Annotated in this window: 25 protein-coding genes and 3 pseudogenes; 4 read left to right on the top strand and 24 right to left on the bottom strand. The window is 40.9% G+C overall.

From position 1 onward, the window contains the following. Nucleotides 1-779: 779 nt before the first annotated feature. The 8 genes and pseudogenes from BLT91_RS04535 to BLT91_RS33435 form a co-directional block, all read right to left on the bottom strand. Nucleotides 780-1,601, bottom strand: coding sequence for an SDR family oxidoreductase (locus BLT91_RS04535; RefSeq protein WP_090817077.1), 822 nt, complete (start codon nt 1,599-1,601; stop codon nt 780-782). Nucleotides 1,602-1,852: 251 nt separating this feature from the next. After that, on the bottom strand, nt 1,853-2,044 hold the full coding sequence (locus tag BLT91_RS32630; RefSeq protein WP_254776780.1) for a MerR family transcriptional regulator: 192 nt from the start codon (nt 2,042-2,044) through the stop codon (nt 1,853-1,855). Between the two features lie 12 nt (nt 2,045-2,056). Then, a complete protein-coding gene (locus tag BLT91_RS32625; protein ID WP_254776779.1) occupies nt 2,057-2,152 on the bottom strand; it encodes a MerR family DNA-binding transcriptional regulator in 96 nt (31 codons plus the stop codon). Nucleotides 2,153-2,443: 291 nt separating this feature from the next. Continuing rightward, the gene (locus tag BLT91_RS32265; protein WP_217635178.1) at nt 2,444-2,806 is read right to left on the bottom strand and encodes an NAD-dependent epimerase/dehydratase family protein; all 363 of its coding nucleotides are present in this window, start codon (nt 2,804-2,806) and stop codon (nt 2,444-2,446) included. A 29-nt stretch (nt 2,807-2,835) separates the two neighbouring features. Next, nucleotides 2,836-3,363: an NAD-dependent epimerase/dehydratase family protein gene (locus tag BLT91_RS32260; RefSeq protein WP_217635177.1), complete on the bottom strand. Its 528-nt coding sequence runs from the start codon at nt 3,361-3,363 to the stop codon at nt 2,836-2,838. Nucleotides 3,364-3,401: 38 nt separating this feature from the next. Continuing rightward, a complete protein-coding gene (locus tag BLT91_RS04520) occupies nt 3,402-4,349 on the bottom strand; it encodes an aldo/keto reductase (RefSeq protein ID WP_090817074.1) in 948 nt (315 codons plus the stop codon). Nucleotides 4,350-4,659: 310 nt separating this feature from the next. Next, nucleotides 4,660-4,779, bottom strand: a pseudogene (locus tag BLT91_RS30555) (hypothetical protein); the annotation flags it as partial. Beyond that, nucleotides 4,772-4,897 (bottom strand): hypothetical protein, encoded by a 126-nt coding sequence (locus BLT91_RS33435; RefSeq protein WP_302847455.1) that lies wholly within the window; start codon nt 4,895-4,897, stop codon nt 4,772-4,774. The gene BLT91_RS33435 and the pseudogene BLT91_RS30555, both read right to left, overlap by 8 nt. 125 nt (nt 4,898-5,022) lie before the next feature. Here BLT91_RS33435 and BLT91_RS04515 point away from each other — a divergent pair, with 125 nt between their 5' ends. After that, on the top strand, nt 5,023-5,511 hold the full coding sequence (locus BLT91_RS04515) for a LysM peptidoglycan-binding domain-containing protein (RefSeq protein WP_090817071.1): 489 nt from the start codon (nt 5,023-5,025) through the stop codon (nt 5,509-5,511). A gap of 86 nt (nt 5,512-5,597) precedes the next feature. Here the strand turns inward: BLT91_RS04515 and BLT91_RS04510 are convergent, their stop codons facing one another. From BLT91_RS04510 to BLT91_RS04485, 7 genes are all read right to left on the bottom strand, one after another. Next, a complete protein-coding gene (locus BLT91_RS04510) occupies nt 5,598-5,855 on the bottom strand; it encodes a hypothetical protein (RefSeq protein ID WP_090817069.1) in 258 nt (85 codons plus the stop codon). A gap of 647 nt (nt 5,856-6,502) precedes the next feature. After that, on the bottom strand, nt 6,503-6,817 hold the full coding sequence (locus tag BLT91_RS04505; protein WP_090817066.1) for an MATE family efflux transporter: 315 nt from the start codon (nt 6,815-6,817) through the stop codon (nt 6,503-6,505). Further along, nucleotides 6,787-7,053 carry an MATE family efflux transporter gene (locus tag BLT91_RS04500; RefSeq protein ID WP_090817063.1) on the bottom strand — a complete coding sequence of 89 codons (267 nt, stop codon included), beginning with the start codon at nt 7,051-7,053 and terminating at the stop codon, nt 6,787-6,789. The genes BLT91_RS04505 and BLT91_RS04500 overlap by 31 nt, the downstream gene beginning before the upstream one ends. Nucleotides 7,054-7,219: 166 nt before the next feature. Beyond that, nucleotides 7,220-7,402, bottom strand: a complete 183-nt coding sequence (locus tag BLT91_RS30550) for a hypothetical protein (RefSeq protein WP_141224923.1) — start codon at nt 7,400-7,402, stop codon at nt 7,220-7,222. Further along, nucleotides 7,402-7,743, bottom strand: a complete 342-nt coding sequence (locus BLT91_RS04495) for an MATE family efflux transporter (RefSeq protein ID WP_090817060.1) — start codon at nt 7,741-7,743, stop codon at nt 7,402-7,404. The genes BLT91_RS30550 and BLT91_RS04495 overlap by 1 nt, the downstream gene beginning before the upstream one ends. Before the next feature lie 22 nt (nt 7,744-7,765). After that, a complete protein-coding gene (locus BLT91_RS04490) occupies nt 7,766-8,164 on the bottom strand; it encodes a YkvA family protein (RefSeq protein ID WP_175532080.1) in 399 nt (132 codons plus the stop codon). Between the two features lie 28 nt (nt 8,165-8,192). Further along, nucleotides 8,193-8,750, bottom strand: coding sequence for a Chromate resistance protein ChrB (locus BLT91_RS04485; protein WP_090817057.1), 558 nt, complete (start codon nt 8,748-8,750; stop codon nt 8,193-8,195). Between the two features lie 136 nt (nt 8,751-8,886). Between BLT91_RS04485 and BLT91_RS04480 the strand changes: the two genes are divergently transcribed. Next, nucleotides 8,887-9,483 carry a DedA family protein gene (locus BLT91_RS04480; RefSeq protein ID WP_090817055.1) on the top strand — a complete coding sequence of 199 codons (597 nt, stop codon included), beginning with the start codon at nt 8,887-8,889 and terminating at the stop codon, nt 9,481-9,483. Nucleotides 9,484-9,555: 72 nt separating this feature from the next. Here the strand turns inward: BLT91_RS04480 and BLT91_RS04475 are convergent. The 8 genes and pseudogenes from BLT91_RS04475 to BLT91_RS04445 form a co-directional block, all read right to left on the bottom strand. Further along, nucleotides 9,556-9,807 (bottom strand): annotated as a pseudogene (locus BLT91_RS04475) (YmaF family protein); the annotation flags it as partial. Nucleotides 9,808-10,497: 690 nt separating this feature from the next. Then, nucleotides 10,498-11,016: a GNAT family N-acetyltransferase gene (locus BLT91_RS04470; RefSeq protein WP_090817053.1), complete on the bottom strand. Its 519-nt coding sequence runs from the start codon at nt 11,014-11,016 to the stop codon at nt 10,498-10,500. A gap of 270 nt (nt 11,017-11,286) precedes the next feature. Then, nucleotides 11,287-11,658 (bottom strand): annotated as a pseudogene (locus tag BLT91_RS04465) (cytochrome c biogenesis CcdA family protein); the annotation flags it as partial. Nucleotides 11,659-12,051: 393 nt separating this feature from the next. Beyond that, a complete protein-coding gene (locus BLT91_RS04460) occupies nt 12,052-14,112 on the bottom strand; it encodes a stalk domain-containing protein (RefSeq protein ID WP_175532079.1) in 2,061 nt (686 codons plus the stop codon). A gap of 612 nt (nt 14,113-14,724) precedes the next feature. Next, nucleotides 14,725-15,597, bottom strand: a complete 873-nt coding sequence (locus BLT91_RS04455; protein ID WP_090817044.1) for a sugar phosphate isomerase/epimerase family protein — start codon at nt 15,595-15,597, stop codon at nt 14,725-14,727. A gap of 203 nt (nt 15,598-15,800) precedes the next feature. Beyond that, the gene (locus BLT91_RS04450; RefSeq protein WP_090817040.1) at nt 15,801-16,538 is read right to left on the bottom strand and encodes an alpha/beta hydrolase; all 738 of its coding nucleotides are present in this window, start codon (nt 16,536-16,538) and stop codon (nt 15,801-15,803) included. A gap of 63 nt (nt 16,539-16,601) precedes the next feature. After that, entirely contained in the window at nt 16,602-16,760 is a 159-nt protein-coding gene (locus BLT91_RS32255) for a hypothetical protein (protein WP_217635176.1), read from the bottom strand. A 714-nt stretch (nt 16,761-17,474) separates the two neighbouring features. Next, complete coding sequence (locus BLT91_RS04445) at nt 17,475-17,909, bottom strand: hypothetical protein (protein WP_090817037.1); 435 nt, start codon at nt 17,907-17,909, stop codon at nt 17,475-17,477. Between the two features lie 266 nt (nt 17,910-18,175). On the opposite strand from BLT91_RS04445, the gene BLT91_RS32620 reads away from it, so the two are divergent. Then, on the top strand, nt 18,176-18,262 hold the full coding sequence (locus tag BLT91_RS32620; protein ID WP_141224929.1) for a sporulation protein YjcZ: 87 nt from the start codon (nt 18,176-18,178) through the stop codon (nt 18,260-18,262). A gap of 127 nt (nt 18,263-18,389) precedes the next feature. On the opposite strand, the gene BLT91_RS32615 is transcribed toward BLT91_RS32620, so the two are convergent. Further along, nucleotides 18,390-18,503 carry a sporulation protein YjcZ gene (locus tag BLT91_RS32615; RefSeq protein ID WP_090817034.1) on the bottom strand — a complete coding sequence of 38 codons (114 nt, stop codon included), beginning with the start codon at nt 18,501-18,503 and terminating at the stop codon, nt 18,390-18,392. A 604-nt stretch (nt 18,504-19,107) separates the two neighbouring features. Here BLT91_RS32615 and BLT91_RS04435 point away from each other — a divergent pair. Next, nucleotides 19,108-19,446 carry a hypothetical protein gene (locus BLT91_RS04435; protein ID WP_090817032.1) on the top strand — a complete coding sequence of 113 codons (339 nt, stop codon included), beginning with the start codon at nt 19,108-19,110 and terminating at the stop codon, nt 19,444-19,446. Nucleotides 19,447-19,479 lie beyond the last annotated feature (33 nt).

Genomic DNA, 19,479 nt, shown 5'->3' with positions numbered 1-19,479 from the left:
TTATTTCCATAATAATACAAGACGTGGTTAACATAGTGTTTTATAACGGACTAAAATATATAAAAGTGATGCCATTATACTTAAAAATTTCTATACTAATCTCTAATACCTTTTATGGTTTGAATTCCTATTCCTTAATGTGTAAATAACATTCTATAAAGGGGCTGGCTGCTTTGAATAGAAATAAAAAAATGCCTCTAATCATTTCCTTGTGTATCTCCTTATTAATAGTTCTTATTGTGAACGCAATCCTACATATTAAAATATACATTGTGTATAGCTCAGGTATTGGTTCTTTATTAATTATAGGAGTAATAATTTTAGCTATTATTATTCTTTACCTCAAAGGTTAAAAATAACGAAGATTTTATGAAGTTTGAGAAAGTGCATGTTAAACTAACCTGCCCGTCCCTCGGTTTTAATGGTTTATCTAACGTATACTCACTCATTCGCAGGATTTCATCACCTTGAAAATAACGATCGCTCCCCTCAAAATGTCATTCCTCTCGAAACACTGGAACGTATGCGGGTGGATACAATCGGCGACTACCGTGCCTTTATCCTTGGACATTTCCAGAATGCAAAAAGTACCGAGATAAGAAAGCTATCTACGGGCAAGAGCCGCCGACGGAGCAAGTAACTTACAAGCGCCGAAAATCGACCGGTAAGGACGAAGCGGATCTGGAACGTTTGCCGATTGAGAACGTGACCTAGGTCTGGGGCTATTGACGTTTACGTTTAAAGAGATTCCTAAGTAAACTGGAGAATCAAAAAAATATTTATTGGTTTAGTTTGCTGCGCATAAAATCGATAAAATCTTGATCGCTCAGCTCTTGTCTAGCCTTCACCAATGATTCCACATTGCCTGCAATGATATAACGAAGCTGGTTTTTGCCGTCTGTTGCAGCTTCGTAAACTACCTTCGCGACATCTTCAGACGTCGTACTTCGACTGCCTACAAGCGAAGCGAACAAGGCGCCAGTGTGAATTAAGAATGTGTTATACGGCTCAGACTCACCTGGTGTGGCTTTCATTTGAGCAGAGACATGATGAAAATTGCTTTGGAAGCCGCCCGGTTCAACAAGCTTTACGTAGATGTTTTGTGATGCAAGTTCATATGACAAAGCTTCAGAAAAGCCTTCAAGTGCAAATTTACTGCTGCTGTATACGGACATCGTAGGAAGACCAATGAGTCCCCCGCAAGAACTAATATTGATTATTGTGCCTCCGTTATTCGCTCTAAAATGTGGGAGGATTGCACGAATGACATCCATCAGACCAAATACATTGGTTTCATATTGGCTAATGATTTGTTCGCGGCTGACAGCTTCAAACAATCCATACTGACCGTAACCTGCACTGTTGACTAAAGTGTCAATCTGACCAAAACGATCGATTCCCCTTTGAATAGCGGTGGCTATACTATCGTGATCCAACACGTCCAACCTTGTGACAATAACATTTTGTAGCTCGTTCAGTTCCGATTCTTTTTCAGGTGCCCGCATGGTCGCAATGACATTCCAGCCTTTCGAAGCAAACATCTTTACAGCTTCGCGGCCAAGGCCAGAGGATGTTCCGGTAATTAATGTGGTCCTCTTCATTAAGTAGTCTCCTCTGATCATAGTTTGTTATCGGATTCACTAAACCATTAAACGCCTTAAAGTTCACTTTAACGCAATGAGAAGTATATTCGTTTGTTGTCTGACAAGCTAATCTGCCAATTTCCCTTGGGGTTAAAAAAGTCCGCATAAGCTGCGGTTTTTTTAATTGGCTTGATCGGATGTCATGTCAAATTCTGATTTAGCGTCTATATTTCCTTTTTGAATTGATTCATATTTCGATAACTTATAGTTTACGGCTTCAAATGCTTCATCCAACTCCATCTGCCTTTCTCGAGAATGGCTTTTCTCTCGGATATGGTTGAATCGCCTTGAACAGCTAAATTTACAATATTTCTTAAAGCGGCTACAGACATACCCGTCACACGAAAACAAGTCATTAATTTGATCCAATCCAGATCTTTTTGCTTAAAAGCGCGGTTCACATGCTCATCCCTTTAGATATCGGGGAGCAGTCCTTCTTTTTCATAGTATCGAATCGTATATGGGGGAATCCCAAGTTTTTCTGAAACTTCTTTAATAGAAAATCCCACATAAACACCTCCCTTTTGACATGGTTTTTCAACAAGCCTTACTTGCAGTCAACAACCTGTTAACATCGAGAAAGTATCCGTTTCTAGAATCTTACACCTTAAAGTATACTTTAAGTCAAGAATTTATGAAGTGATTTATGAATGGCAAAAGCCGAATCTCCCATTCCCAGCCTTTCTCTTGATAGGAAAACAGAATCTATTGAAGACCGCAAGGCACAATTTGCTTACTTTTAAACCGGAACGTCCCAAGTAGCTGTATTTCATCTGTATCTCCTCCAGTAATTTTTTCGATTACATTCCCCACCAAGGCAGATTAGCATAAGGATAATGGTTAACATTACCTTCTTTACAAGCAGCATAAAACTCAGGAAAGTTATAATTCGGTTTGTATCCTAACCTTTCTTTTGCCTTATCAATCGACCAATAGGTGTAGCCCCACTTCCGCAAAAGATTTTCCGGGTCTTCATCGTGCTGCACCATTAGTTCGGCAAAGCCGAGAAAACGCTCCTCTACAAGCGCCAAAGGTTCTTTTCGCCATCTGGCAAACTCATTCTCCGAAAAAGGAATGTCTGCCATAATGTTGAAGGCATCAAAATCAATCGCGGTGTTTTCCAGTCCAAGCATGAAAGCTTGCGCCACATCACGGTCATCCACTCCGCCCTTCAGCAAACGGATCCCATAATTTATAAAGCTTTCGGGAACAAACATACCAAGACGGTAAGCGATCGACTGAATGTGTCCTTTCGGCTGTAAAATTGTGCGATTTGCTCGCACAACACTTTACTTTCCCCGTAAAAATCACCTGCCAGCAGAGGAAGATTTTCCGTCACCTCAGCGAAGCTATCCGGAACTTCACGAATACTTTCGCCATAAACGCCCATTGTGCTGCATAATAAGACTTTAGATACTCCTTTTTGCCTGGCCGCTTCATAGACGTTATAGGTCCCTTGTACATTAAGACTCCAAAAATCATCCCGCTTATATTTCGAGAGATGGATCCCATGCAGAGCGGCTGCATGAACGATTGCATCCACGCCTTCACAAGCATTCAAAACATCCGTTTGGTTGGTTATATCCCCTTGGATAAACGGATATGAGGTTTCTATGCTGCGGTAATCCATCATGATCGGTTCGTGCCCTCTTTCCGACAAAGCGGGTGCGAGAACTCGACCCAGATTTCCGCCTGCGCCGGTTATTAGTACTTTCATCATGCACTTCCTTTCTACGGATAAAGTCTTTCTCCTTCGATTTAGATTAAAGCCGGTGATGGAGAAAACTGATCAATTAATTTATACTCCTCTTCGGAAAGCAGAGGCCTTACTGAAGCTTCCACATTGTCCGCAACTTGAGCAGGCGTTTTGGCACCAGGAATGGCTACGGAAACGGCAGGATGGGATAATACAAAACGCAGCGCAGCCTGTCCCATAGTTTGATTCGCTTTTTCTAAAATACGCAAACGCTCCACTTTGTTCAAGTTGTCCTTGAACCATTGCTCGTTTGGCCAATTTTTTCGGACATCGCCCTCCGGGAACGTTGTTTCCAGGTTGAACTTTCCGGTTAATAATCCCATTCGGAGCGGCCCGCGAACAACAACGGCGATTCCATTCTCCTGCAAATAAGGTAGGACTTCCTTCTCCGTTGAACGATTGAGTATGCTGTAGTCCAACTGAACGGTGTCGATCCCACCCTCACGGTTGAAATGCTTGATATAGTCAAAATTTTCGGTAGAGACACCTACTGCTCTAACTTTTCCGTCTTGCTTTAATTTTTCGAAAGCCCGGATAAATGCTTCGGTTTCCTCATATTTATCCCACCAAAGATGGCAAAAGTAAACATCGATGTAATCGGTTTCGAGCCGGCGCAGGCTTGCATCGCATGCCTCAATAATCTTCTCGGGCCGATCATAGACAGGCTCTCGTTTTGGGTCCCGATGGTGTCCCATCAATCCGCCCTTTGTAGATACTACAACCTGATCTCTTCTGCCTTTTATGACTTTAGCGACCAACGTTTCGCTGTGCCCCGAACCATAAACATCGGCTGTATCAATGAAATTTACTCCCAAATCAAGTGCTTTCTCCATCGCTGCAATCGAAGTGGCAGCTTCCACCGGGCCCCAAGCATCACCGCCAATAGCCCATGCACCGAATCCTACTTCCGATACATCAAAGTTTAATTTGCCAAATTTCCTATAATTCATCACATTTATACCTCCAATTTTGTTAAGTGGTAGTACCGTGATCTAAATAGATCTTAGTATACCGGTCAGAAACCTGTAAAGTACGCACTTCTTGTTTACTTGGTTACCTGGAGGTTAGGGACAAAATAAACCGAAGAATCTTTGCATAACAAAAGCAGTCTAAAACTGGATTACAAAGTTTTAGACTGCTTCGTTTCACCCCTTCTTTTCAGTGTGTCGTAAAACGATATTCTATTTTGTTAGATTCTCCATAAACTCTCTGAGTATTTTTGCTTATTTATTATTTGTCTATCGATCATATTAAAAATTTTTCATAAGTATGATCCTCGAAACTCTGGATTAATTCGCCATGGCTGCGTGAAGTTTCGATGGAAATTACGTATGCATCCAAAGCACGAATGGAATCAATAATGTCATGAAATTCACAGTAGCTTGGATCTGAGGAAAAAGGTGTCATTGACTGCTCTTGTGATCGCAACAATTTCCTCGAGCTTCTCTTCAGCAAAAGCTAATGCATTCTTAATAAAAGTTGTCCGTGTCTCGTTCAAAACCAAGGTCCTCCGACCACGGCAAATGAGCCCATATTTTCATCTAACTACGAACCTGTTATGACAAATCACCATATAATACCATGGTCAAATGACTAATTTATCATTACTGGAGGGCAACACATATGGAACGTGCTTTTGGTGGTTTTGGACAGCCAACTTTCTTTAACCCGTTTTTTACTCCTTTTGTTAATCCTTTTATTTTCCCACGCCGCAGATTTATTCCATTTTTCTTCCTTTCACCTTTTTTCTTTCCGTTTTTTAGAGGGGAAGACGACCGTGATGGCACTTATTTTTCTCAGCATACAATTAAAGATGGAGATACGATGGGGAAGCTGGCTCAGACGTACAATGTTCCTGGGCCGATTCTTGAGGTAGTGAACCCGCATATTCAAAATCTTAATGTCTTAGCACCGGGGAGCATTATTTATATTCCACGTATGGATAAGATGTATTGTCATAAGATGTATCTGGAACAAGAAGCACCTGAAACTGGCGCTCCCTCACCGATGTACCCGACACAACAAACGATGCCCTATACAGGAACACCTTCCCATATGTACCCAGGGCAACAAATGCCGCCTTACTCTTACACTGGCACACAACAACGTTGACCTGGCAAAGATGCTTGAGAGCCGAGGGTATGACCCGCCACGGCTCTTTTTTTTCGAGTTCGAAAGCGAGATTCAGCCTGTTAATATCATGGACATGGAAAACGGAAAATATCTAGGATGATACCAATCGGAATTCGAATCGTAATAAATACTCTGTCAATTCCGCTAAAAACCCGTAACCGAATGGTGGATAACCCTATACTTCGTAAACATCCTATAAAAGTGCCGAATAAAGTTTGAACAACAACAATTCTACCAACTAATCCCGTGGAAATATTTTTAATTCTTCTTTGTGTTTTCAAAGGCACTCTTCTTGATGTACTTAAATTATACTCTTTAGCCATTCGTCTCGCTCCTTTATGGCGAATATAAAAAGCATGTTCATAATGATGTTTGACTCACAACAACAGTCTATGGGGAGGAGCCCTAGGTGCGCACGGCATTTACCCAATTTTCCAAATGCAAATCATGGTTTTTTTCACTTTAAGGTCTTACCGTAAATTTTATGTTCATAAGCCCGTCCAATCGGGCTTCATTCATTTTTCATAATTCTAGGTGACACATTTGTTGGCAATTGAGGAGTCTCCCGTTCCTCTTTAAGACCCCCAAAAAGGTAAAGATGCCCCGCGTTTTTTAATACAGCGGCTGCCATCTATTAGACCTATACATTAGGCGTAATAGCCTGCTTCATAAGAAATGGTTGAAACAATGTGAAATAGATAGAACCAAGATCGTAGCAGTTAAAGTATGAAGACCTTGTGTAGCTCATACTTTCTCCCCCTTTCCATCAATATATATCATACTATGAAACTAATTATCCAGATGTTGGACATTTGAATCATTAAAAGCCATTCGAGCAGCTTCTGACTCGAATGGCTTTAAGTAGTTAATATAGTGCTTGATTGCCTCTCAAACTTTCTTAAATAAATCAATATAGGCACTAATGCATAGTGCAAACTTCTAAATCCGCTACATCATTTAGGGAGCATAATTAATTTTTGTCTTTTCCTATAGCGCATAAACCCAAGTGCCAAGTAAAGATATAAACGCCAAGCGTACGACCCCCCCAGATACCAAGTGTTGTTACAATCATAGGATATTTGCTGTTACCTCCTGCTTGGATGGCTGAAGTATCCACTAAAGAGGATGCTAAAAACGGTTGTGAAAGCGTGTCAATAGCAAGCACAATCAACAACAAGTGAATCACATGACTGTTATCCGTAAACAATGAACCAATCCAAGGCGAAAAAACACAAATCAAGGCGGTTAACAACGTCATAGAAACAGAAGATTGGAATAGCTCCATCGTCTGTAGGATTGTACATCAGAATTATTTTTGCTTCCGATTGCCTGACCTATAGTTACGCTGGCTGCAATAGCAAATCCTGAACCAATAGTTGAAGCGAAAACAGTCAATGTCCCTGCAATATTATGTGCGGCATATACATCAACACCCATTCTTACAATGAGACCAAAATACACAACTTGTCCAAGTCTCATGGACAATCGTTCAAAGGACACAGGAATAGCGAATTTCAACATGTTTAATAAGAATAATGCCTGTATTTTAAGATCTTCTTTAAGTAACGAAATTGCTTCGATGTTCCTTGACTTCCGCCATAGACGTAAGACGCATACAGACGAGCAAGCACCATAGCCCCTGCTGCACCTGCTAAACCAAAGACAGATATAAATCCAATTCCAAAAATCAGAACGTAGTTAAAAATAACGTCACTTTCATTTCTAGTCCGACGTTAAGAGGAGTTCTCGTATCTCCTGTGGCGCGAAACGCTGCCGATTGAGCAGTGAACAATGCTATCAGCGGGGAAATACCTAGCACGATACGGAAATAAGGTAAAGCTATCTCTTGCAGTTCTCCATAAGCCCCCATTACGTGTAAAAGAGGTACAGCAAAAATGATCGACCCATTGCGACCAATAAACCAATAACAAAAGCAACCACGAAACCATGCCAAACAGCAGAACGTCCTTGTTCCAAGTTCTTAGCACCAACGGCTCGGGATAAATAAACCGATATTGCTGTTGAAACAGCAGTAAAGACGCCAAGGTACGTCATGCTATAAATATTTGTCACTCCAACGGCGTTTATGGCAAGCAGTCCGAGTCTCGCAATAAAAAATGAGTCAACCACGCCCAAGAGGCTTTGTAAATAAGCTTCACCAATCGCTGGTAATGCAATGGCAAAGACGCGCTTAGCAGGAATAGGAACCATATCCTTCTCCTTTGAACAAACCTTATGTGAAAAATTTATAGCAGACGTTTCCAATCCAAATCGCTAATAAAATCCAAATAATAATGAATAATGCACCTGTCACCCAATTTCTTGGCTTTCTGTTCTTACGTAGTTCCTCCGCTTTTACTCTACAATCTTCAATAACTGATGCAGGAATCATTTTAAACGCAATCGTTATTCCTAGGGGAACGATAATTAAATCATCAAGATAACCTAAGACAGGAATAAAATCAGGAATTAAATCTATCGGGCTAAAAGCGTACGCAACAACCAAAATCGTAAATAGCTTCGCATACCACGGTACCCTCGGGTCTTTATAAGCCAGGTATAATACAAAAATGTTTCGTTTTATCTCTCTTGCCTTATTCTTCGCTCTTTCCAGCACCTTCGCTTCTCCCATAATTGCCTCCGATACTATCGAATTAATCTTATGTAATTTCCCCTTCAACATTACCTTCCGTAGCATAAACACTTTCTATAAATTCGCCAAATTTTTGTTCGCATTCATCTAGCAATTGTTTCGCCTGTAAAGAATTTGGACAAGAGAAAAAATCTCTTTTCACGATTTTTTTATGCCATCTTTTCAGTTTACCGATCTCAGCTTCATTCTCTTCAACTTCATGGTAGGTAAACTTTCCTTTCCTTGTTTCTGTCTCTATTTCATTTAAAAAGTTTTTACAGCCCTCCAATAATTCTTCATATTCCGCTATTCGCTGCTTATTAAAAAGCTTAAGAAGCTGTTCTTCTGTTTCTGCTGTAAATTTATTTACCTCAAGAAGAAGCGCTTCGCCTTCACTTGATTCAATGAGCTTTTTTATGGATTGTATTTTCTTTGTTACTTCTACAGTATCTGGGGCAACACAAACGGACTGCTGAATATAAACGACACCAAGCGCTTTCAATGTGCGCCAAACTCGTACTCGAATGGTGGATGGTTCATTAGGTACTTTATAAGAGAAAACAATCCATGAACTGTCCTTATCCAAAGAAAACCAGCCCCCTAGTTGTTTTTTGATGATTTCAGATTATCATTCACAATATAATAATGCAACGCATGTTTCATTTTAATCAGGGAATGTTAATATTAGACAAAATTTTTTCGTTGAAAGTAGAGGGATATCGATGGCTCATTTAGGTTGGCTTATTACCCGTTATGGTTATATAGGTATTTTTTCTGCTTTAGCTCTTGGTATTGTGGGATTGCCTGTGCCGGACGAAGTGCTATTGACCTACGTAGGATACAATGTATTTCAGGGGAAAATGATGTATCTATTTGCTTTGGTTAGTGCCTTTTTAGGCGCAGTTACAGGGATTTCAATCAGTTATGCCATTGGTTTAAAATTGGGATTACCATTCCTAAAAAAATTTGGACCCAAAATACATATCACCCCAGGGAGAATTGAATACACACAAAATCTTTTTGAAAAATATGGAAATGTTATGCTCATCGTAGGTTATTTTATTCCGGGAGTTCGACATCTCACTGCCTACATAGCGGGAATTTCACACATGGACCTTCGGAAATTTATGATATTTTCCTACAGCGGTGCGTTTTTGTGGAGTATTACGTTCATAAGCCTGGGGCATGAATTGGGGGAACGGTGGTTTCTGGTCGAAGAGTATATCCATCGATACGGGTTTTATAGCTTTGCTCTTATAATTCTATTGATATTAGGGGCTATTGCTTATTTTAAATTAAGGCGCACGAGAGCAAAATAATTGAGAGGGGAAAAAGGTTCCCCCATTGGTTTGGTAGAGGACCTTGTTTTGTATAAAATATGAATGAAAAGCTTAGCAAACCTCATTTCCTGTGGTGCCTCTGTAATTATGAGTTTGTGGGTGCATTCCATTTAAAGTTGTATACCCTTCAAAATAATGAACATGCCCTCCTGTGGGAAGATCAATTGCAGGACCCGTTACTCCATCAATAATATGAGTGTGGCCGTCATTCAATGAAGTAACCGTATGGTAACGATGAATATGAGGGACTCCAGTCGGAGTTGGTTCAGTAACGCCAACGTATTCATGTACATTCCCGTCGTTGTCTAGAGGTTTGACATAAGCACCAGTACTAGTGACGGATTCTTGTAATTAGTCTTCTTGCTTCTTGTCATTAGTTTGCACACTACTTTTTTTTCTTTAGCAACATTAGATTGCTTATACCAAGGATTAATTAAATTTTTTTCATATAAGGTAATTATGTAAGTACACCATTGATCTGCAAGACCACGACCAAACCAAAACTGGCTGTGGTCTTTGTTTAAACCATTGTATAAGCATAACTGTCCCCCTCAAATAATTAGGTAATTATAATATCTCCATTAAATCCTTATTCTGCTGCTCCTCCAAGATTTTACATAAGCACAAAAATCACAAATGGCTTTCATAAATGGGCTATGACACACTACAAATCTTGCACACAAATGACAGACTGAAGCACAGTTAGAAGTTTAATTTGGTGGCTTCGTGAATAAGTATCTGGTCTGTGAAGTAATGAATGAACGGTATGTTCACACGTTTCAGCACAGTCGTGAAGCATCTTTAACATTTCAGGCATCATTGTTTGAGTCGGCAATTAAAACACTCCTTTAAGAAACAAATAATTTGACCTTAACAACGTATTCAATATGCTAATGTCCTGATATAAAGGCAAATGCCTAAAATTACTTTTATTCAAACAGCGAATTCTCACTTATCCTTCAGAGGGCTATGACTATCCTAGAATTCCCCGTCTCATGTTGTCTTGGTGAGATCCATGCGCCAGTCATTGCATTGCATGATGTTCCCCGGTGGGTACTCGAAGGCGCACTCGCCGATGAACAAGAAGTCGAGCTTCCTGCAAATTGCGTTTGACGCGGGATTGTCGACGGACGGGAATGCGTGAATGTACCTGTGTTTCTGCTCTGCGCTGGCACTTGAGATGGCAGCCGCGGTAGCTGCAGCCGCTATGCCTCTGCCCTGGAAGGGTGGCAAGACGCCCCAGCCGATCTCGTATATTGTCTCATCCTGCCAGATGCGTTCCCAGTACCCGATGTTACCGACCGCTTCGAGATCAGGGAGCAGGACGATGCTGAACATACGACCAGTCCCCTTCCCGCCGATCTCAAGGTACCGCTTGTGGCGTGCGATGATCTGCTCCTCGCTCTCCGGACCTCCCAGGTGTTCTAGCATCTCCGGTGCATTCAGGCGATAAAGTAGAGCAAGGTCGGCATCTGCCCATGGCTCAATCCGTACGTTCATTCGATTTCGCATCTCTTTCACTCCTATAAATGGAATCACGTCATTTCGTATTCATACCTAAAAAGGAACATATGTTCCCAATTAATTATAGCACCAATTCCTCGATGTGTCATTAAGAAGGAGAACTATTCTGCCCTTAGGACGCTCCCGCGCCTACGCTTGGGTTACGTTCTCCACATTCTATTACCAATTTTATATTAAAGCTCATACGCGTGTAGCATGTAGTTCTTCAAATAAACCAATAAACTCGGACTAAGCACTAAGAAAATACTTTATTTCAGTCTAATACCAACCTGCAGAATAAGTAATTCCAACGACAAAAGACCCCAGATAACCAGCAGGTTTATTTTGAAGCTGAAATCTCTTCTCTTTCATTATCAGTTGAGGCTTAAATATGCCAACCATGACTAGCCCCATAACAAAAATAAGAACTCCACCTATTTGGCTAATAAACTGTTGATTGGAAGAAAACAATTTACCCAACCAACTTGCCGATAATACAAGGGCAATAAAGATGATCGAAAATCCTAACATAAAGAGCAATGTATGAATGAGGGCATTTCGTTTAATTAGCCCCTTACCTTGTTTAACATCTTGAACGGACACTCCCGTTATGTAAGAAAGAAACGAAGGATACAGTGGCAAACAACAGGATAAGACAAAAGTGGTTGCATAACAAAAAAAGCCTTGCTAAGCAAGGACTCTATTGCAACCTATTTTAGTTCATCGTACACTTTTGGAGCCAACATTACAATTGCGTTCTAAATATGATTTTAATTATCTAAAAAATCTTCGATCTGTTGAGTAGTCAAAGTTTCTTCCAAAACAGCTAGTGGAACGTCTGCCACTCTTCCAACCATGGAAGATCTTCCGTTTTGTCATTCATACGTTGATACATTTTTTGCTTCGTCTCGTGATCCATTGATAATCACTCTGGATTTCCTGGTATAGAACTATAGTTCTCCAGTTAGCACAAATAAACTTGTGCCACGAAAACGGTTGCCATTGAATGTACGGGTTTGCTGCACCTTTATTCCTAGAAACCTTTTAGGTAAACAGATATTTCAGAAATTGCAGGATTTTTGCCAAGAAACACATATTACCTACTTTTGTGAACGTAATCGATCCGGGGGAATCAGACTTCAAGATTTTCACTGTACGGGTCGTTCCATCCCATTCTACTTTGCCGCCAAGAGCTTCACCGACAAAACGGACAGGCGCCATCGTGTTACCGTTGACTAACTCGGCGGGCGTTTCCTGATAAACGGTTTCACCGTCCCTCTCCGCGACCTGATCGCCTATTCGGAAACGAATGACAATTCCGTTCTTGCTCCCAGTAGCCATCATATTTGTCTGATCCCACGTTACCTGTGCTCCAATTGCTTCGAAAATAGTACGTATTGGAACAAGCGTTCTGCCTTCACGGATAATTAGCGGCTGCTCAGCACGGAGTTCGTTTCCATCGATGTCAACGGAGACATCAGATGACAAAGTGATGATCTTCGTGTTCACCTGCTTACCGGCCTGATCGTAGACGTTTACTTGGAGCTTCGATCCTTCTGGTACATCTCCCGCGTTCAGCTCGAGGCTGTATGGAGCATGGGTTTGTGATTTTATGGCACTTCCATTCAGCATATACTCCACTTTACCGATGAATACCTCGGGAATACGAATGTACGGTACGATCCGCACTTGCTTGCGGAAACGTACATCATTCTCCGCTTTCATGTACCCGATCTGCACATCAGGTTTAGCTCCTGTTTCGATTTTGTCGAGATAATATGAATTGGAGATGATAGATTTATAAGCTGCCAACATCAAAGGATCGTCACGGAGTAAATAGTCGTTGAGTGATTCCCTTGTCGTCATATTCTGGTTAAAATAGGTTATCGCCTTGACACGCGGGTACTTTTTCGGAATCACTTCATACAGTCGATCTAGGTTCTCAACCGCCCAGTCGGTATGTGATTTACCATCTCGGTTCGTCTTGTGTGCCACACCGGTTTCGCTGATCATGATCGGCTTCCGGTCTGCATACAGCCGGTATACCTCATCGAGACGTTCGACCGGGCTTGTACCGTATTCTGGAAGCGCAGGCTGGCCGTCCCTGTACGGCATAGTATACATGTTAATCCCGACCCAATCCACAAATGAGTCTCCGGGATAATAGGTGGACATCGAATAACGCGGTACGTCATTCGGACTCCAAACCATCGCAACGTTCGGTGCTTCCTCCTTCATCACTTTCGAGATCAGGCGAAACTTTTCGATATACTTCTCCGTGTCGCCATGCCAGACCACCCAATTTCCATTCATCTCGCTGGCAAATCGGAGAAAAATGGGAATGCCAACCGACTTTGCATCCCTAGCCCACTTGCGAAGATGGCTATCGTCCTTCACTTCATCGAGCCCGTTGGACGGTTCTAGCGCAATCTGGATGCCGGTACCAGCGCCAGCCTTTTTTGCGTTATCCGCATAACGTTTCGGGAAATCGCCGTCATATGGCGAGTAGGCAAGATAAATCGCATGGTTCTTGCCGTAGATCGATTTGGACAAATAAAAATTGTTCCCCATCCCGGGATCAGTTTCCGAATACATGCCGAGATAAAGTCCCGACTCGGGTTCGAATTTGGCCAACTTTCCTTGTTTCGAGGTTGACACATTCTCGATATATACCGGATTATCTGTCGAGACGTAGATATCAAGCGTCATGCTGAGCTCCTGAGCACGATACCAATCTTCGGCACCCCAATCATTGCCGGCATTCAACCAGTAATTGTTCTCTATCTCGTAATAATGGACTGCATTCGAGTAATCTTTAACGGATTCGTAATACTTACCGAGTTGTTTCGAATAAAGGGCGGCATTCGTCCAACCACCAATGGTGCCTTCATTGGCAAAATGTTCAACGAGCCTTGCCAAGAGCGGTGCTGCTTCATTCATTTTACCTTCATCGGCCGTCCTATTCGCTTTCATTTCCAAATCCCACCAGCTGTCGGCATTTACAAGCGTCGGTACCGAGGTCAAAGTTATGGTCGAGGTCAAAACGAGCAGAAAAATTTTCTTCAGCTTAAAGATCAATATTCTCTTACTATGAAATTGGATCATGTCATTCATCCTTCTTTCTGAAAAACTCATTACTTCTAACGACACAATTTGATCGGATAGGTACGTTTGTATAAGCTCCTCATCCAAAAATAAAGAGGCTATACTGAGCCACTTTCATTTATATAATTTCTATTATAATAATAAGTTGTTTCGTCGGATTCTGGTATATTTTGGTTTCAAGTGTTGGATTAACCTCCGAAAACTTAAATGAAAATAAGCAGACTGCCGACGGCAGCTGCTTTGTAAACTAAACACTTCTTTTTTTAACTATTGTTTTCCGTTAGAATTCCTGTAGATGGATTATTTTCGGCTTTGTAAAACAACGAGCGCCTCAGTACGATGGAAGTCCGCTACGGGTCAAAAAGCCCTTTGATTCCATCATCCAGGAGGACGCTCTACAATGAAGTTTAAATCACAAGCTTAGCAAAATCAATATGCTTCCAAGTATGTTCTTTTGAGATATCGAAATAACTATCAGTTCCATTTTGATCTCTGGATAGAGCTTCACAGTCTTTATGTGCAAAAAAAGGGTACGCCAGAAAGACAGCGCACCCTACCTTCATAAAGCTAGTCCCACAACTATCAAAATTCTACTGGGTAAACAATTTGCTATTATGTCTCTAGCCAAAAACGACGCAAATTATCCATTGCTATTTTCGAAGCGGCTTTGCATTCTTCCATACCTTCGAACTCTACAGTAATGTTGCCGTCATAGCCTGACTGCTTGATCAGCTTAACGATTTTACGGATCGGGATGTCTCCATGTCCGACGATTGCTCCCCGCAGGAAGTTCCCGTGAGCGGTTTTGAACCAGACTCCGTCTCCGGGATGCTCGTCGTACGGGCGGAAGTAAAAGTCTTTGAAGTGAATTAGGGAAGCGTACGGCAAGTTTTTCATAACGCCGATGATCGGATTTTCGTCCACGCACATAAAGTTGCCGATATCCAGTGTAGTCTTAAAGTTGGGGCGGTCAACTGCCTGAAGGACGCGCTGGACGCGGTCGCTCGCCTGCACACTGAACCCGTGGTTCTCGATCGTAGTCGTGATGCCGAATTGCTCGGCATAGTCGGCAATGATCCGGCTGCCTTTGATGATCAGAGGCAAGCTGTTCTCGAACCATTGGATTGTCATCTTCTCCGGAGGAATCGTAAAGGCCGTCACGTCATGCCGCATATGCTTCACGCCTAAGCGGCGCACGATATCGACATGCTGCTTGACGCGCTTCATCTCTTCCTCGAACGCCTCTTCCGTCTCCTGGATGAAGTCGGCGGGCATCGAGTAGTTGGATAATTCAATGCCTACAAACGCAGCTTTCTCCCGGATCGCATCCGCCAACGCGGGATTGTCGATAAGTGTGTACCCGTACGGCACCATTTCCATATGCTCGCCGCCGTTGTCCGCGATCCACTGAACAGCGTCCAGGACGGTCATTTCCCCGCTTTTTAATGCGTTCAATAAACTGTACGTGCTGAGACCGATTTTCATTGTTATCACCTCATGGGAATAATAGGAAATAAATACTTCGGGTTACCTCTCATGCAACTCAAGCTCGATCACTGTGTCGATTATGAAAATTACCTATCGGAAATTTTTCAGTCACCTCGCGAAATCGCTTCCATTTATCTCTTTGAAGTATTCGCCATGTGATTAAACTATCCTGCCTGTTGTTATACTGCTCTCGTTTTCCGTTAGCGTAGCGGTAGCGAGGTCTTATCAAGAAACTCCTTGATCTTCTGCAACATACCAAGTGTGATCTGGTGATTCACTCTCGGGTACTCAATCAATTGGATATGATCTGCAGGTTTACCCTCATTTGACATAGCATTCACGAAATATCTCTGGCTATCGATAGGAATTGAAGTATCATCTTGGCAATGAAGAAGCAATAATGGCTTTTCTGGATTCAATCGAATATTGGAAAGCGGATCATTTTGTTGTAAATTATCTTTGTCGTTTGCTTCCATTGGATTCAAACCGAGCTTTTCGCGATACAGCTCTTCAAATTGAACCCAAGCACAAGACCCATTAATAACAATTGCGGAGTGAACCTTTTGATGTTTAGCATAGGTACCAGCAGTAATAAAACCACCTGTTGAGTGACCAGTCAAAGTAATCAGAGTATCACTATTTTTTGACAGCTCAGATACGATTACTTCTGCTTCTTGTACACCTTGAAAAACGACAGGCCAAAAATGGGCTTGTAACGTTGTTACATCAAAATAATTAAGGCTTCCACGCTCTCCATGGCAAGGTAGTTCCGGTATTATCACTCTATATTGCCAATTTGATATCATTGATGCAAAGAACTTATAGCTTTCCATCGTAGATTCCCATCCGTGATACAATACAACTTGGCCTACCGGTTCGGATGCAGGGTGAAGAACGATGCTAGGCACTCCACAAATATAGCGATATTCATGTTCCATTTGGTTGTCTCCTGTGTTTGTATGCTTCTGTACACTGAATAAAACTCGTCACTACTAGCTATTTTATAAAAATAATCTCTTCCAGAAAGAAAATCCACTAATTGTAAGTTTCTTATTATTAAACCTGTTTCCTCTAAAACTTCCATCTTGTCTATGCTGTAACATGATTTCATCATGTTCATTTAAGATAATAACAACAGCTCCTGGTAAAATAAATTTCATCTCCCCGCATGGAAAATCCACCCATTATTTTATGATATTATATGGTTCGTTCAATCGTAAACATAACACAACTTCTCGTTCAGCAGAATATCGTTCCTACGTTTCAGCGGCTGGGAATGCTTCGAAAAACGATCGATAAATAAAAAAATCCCCATTTAACGGGGACTCCAATACGACTATGTTTGTGTCGTTTACCGGTTCTATATACTAAGCAATATGTTTATATGCCACGTTATACAAGTCCAATGAAAGGGGAAATATTGTCATAGTATACAGAGTAATAAAATTCATTAAATAAGTTGATATAATATGGGATTAGCAGTAGAAGGATTTCGTCATAATGCAGCAGCTGTTTTAGTTCTCTTCATTCTTTTGGTTATTGTATCTGTGTGTTTTGCATGGTAACCTAATCGATTCAGTAAAGAAAGGGCTCCTGGTGAATTTGCCTAGCTAGGGACCTTTTTTTTGGTAATTGAGTTTGAATTCCTATTTTTCTTCTTGACTCTCACGTTGTCTTCTGGATCAATCTTCTACATATCCCTCAATTAATTATGAGATTTTCAATAGTTATTGCCTCAAACCGTATGTTTCTCTTTTTGGTTGTTGATTTCATACTCTTTATTTTCAACCAATTTTTGCACTCCGTTTCTTGCCTTGTTTGCATCATTTAAATCAAACTGCCCCAACCAACTCTAATGTCCCTCCAATCGCTTTTCATTCGTTTCGCATGATCACTTCGTGGTAGCCATCATCAGCATTTTGTTTTCGTATTTTAATTTCTAAAAGATCCGCTTTCACAAAGGCCCTTCCACTTGTGGAATGGACAAGCGTCGGCAATTTAATAACTTGTTCTTTGTTTCCAGGCAAACCTTCCAGTTTCACATCACTAGTGCTGGCGAGCACCCTTAAACGTTTTAGATTTATTGTTTCCGGAGCCCTTATTTTAACGATAATGTAATGATCCGTCTCAGAAGTAACTATCTGAAGATCTTCTTGTGTTATCTTTCCATACGCATTTAAGACAAGCTGCATATAATTTTGAATCCATTCTGGATTATTTAATTGATCTAAGGGCATATAAGGCATTTTCCCTCTAAATAATTGCTCAAAATCAAAAAAATTATTAGGATTGCTGTTATTCTGATTCATTCATCATTACCTCCATCCTAAGTTAGAGTATTCAGGCAGTCGAAATAAAGTGAGAGGCATAGGCGAACTTTCCCCTACAATTATTATATTCTTAACATTTTTTAAAATTAGGACTCATAACGTTTACGAACTTCCGCAATAGTCATATCCAATCTTCTTCCATTACTATATGTAGCACCCATATTTGACTTTAGTATAGCAAATGTCCAAACAACTAATAAATTAGTTTCATAGAATGATATATCTTATGGAAAGGGGGAGAAAGTATGAGCTTTGTAGGACTTCATACTTCTACTGCTACGATCTTAGTTCTTTTCATCCTTCTCGTTATTATTACTCGTATGGTTTGGTAATTAAAAATGAAGCTACTTGTTTTTCTCATTTACACAGTCAACGAAGCATAAACTAATGAAATTGGCTAATAATGAGTAAGAAACCTAGAAGATAGTTTCTAGGCTTTCTTTGTGTTTTAAAGGAATATTAAATTACAAAAGCTGTTGTGATGATTACCAAAAGAATAAAAAGAACCAAGATAAATGTGACGTTGCGGCCATAACCATAACCATAACCTTCACCATAACCTACTGAGCTCATGTTTACTCATTCCTCTCGGTGATTTTTCACTACGGTATAATTATACGTTCGGTACTTAGTGCTTGCTTGGACGTATGCCACTGGGGGCAACCGCCGAAGAAAAGCGCACACGCGTATCCGTCGAGAAAACCGCGTAGCTATTTTTGCCGATTGCTATTAGCGACTTTGTATGATCGGCTTCGACGAAATCATAGCCAGTGTTATTTTTAACGAAATAATCAGGGAACACAGACTAATCAGCCTACTTGAAGATGAAATGAGTATCAAATTGGGTATCTACCTAGTGCGGAACCATCAACTTAAACGTATATTGATATTGCCAACATACACACACTCACACTCACACTCACTCGTTACCCTCATTTTAAACTTTAAGCCTAGTGGGGATTTGCTTTTTCATTTAATCTTAAACTGAAATACTGTTTTCAGGGTTCTTTAATAACAATAATTTAGCCTTCTACTCGTTGTATACGGCTTAAACGATTAAACGATCATGACATAATAATCAATATGGGCGGAACTGAAAAGGTCATATATCCAATCACCTAATAACTACTGACATATGATAAAACTAGATTTTATCTTGAAGGAGGTAACGGATCAGGTGGAGAGGATATTTCCGATTTGCGAGGCAACTATAATGCCTTACGTAGGAAGGCCAGTTTGCGCAGTATTACATGATGGAACGCATTATTACGGGACTATTGAGGGAATTGATGGCGATCGATTGATTATTAACGGCTATATTGGAGAACAGGGTGAAGTTGAAACATACGCTTTGAATAACAATCAGTCCATCAAAAAACAGTCCGTCAAGAAAGCCAAGCAAGTAAAAACATCTGCTTTTTTACCTGGTTTCGGTTTTGAAAGATTTTTCTTTCCACTTGCAGCACTTGCGTTCTTATTTGCCATACCCTTTCTTGGGTTCCCGTTTTTCATTTAATTAAATAAGTAAGTAAATTCTTAGTTTCGCCTT

It is taken from the genome of Paenibacillus sp. yr247 (assembly GCF_900103825.1).
GTDB lineage: Bacteria > Bacillota > Bacilli > Paenibacillales > NBRC-103111 > Paenibacillus_E.
This window is presented reverse-complemented; position numbering and strand designations above follow the sequence as displayed.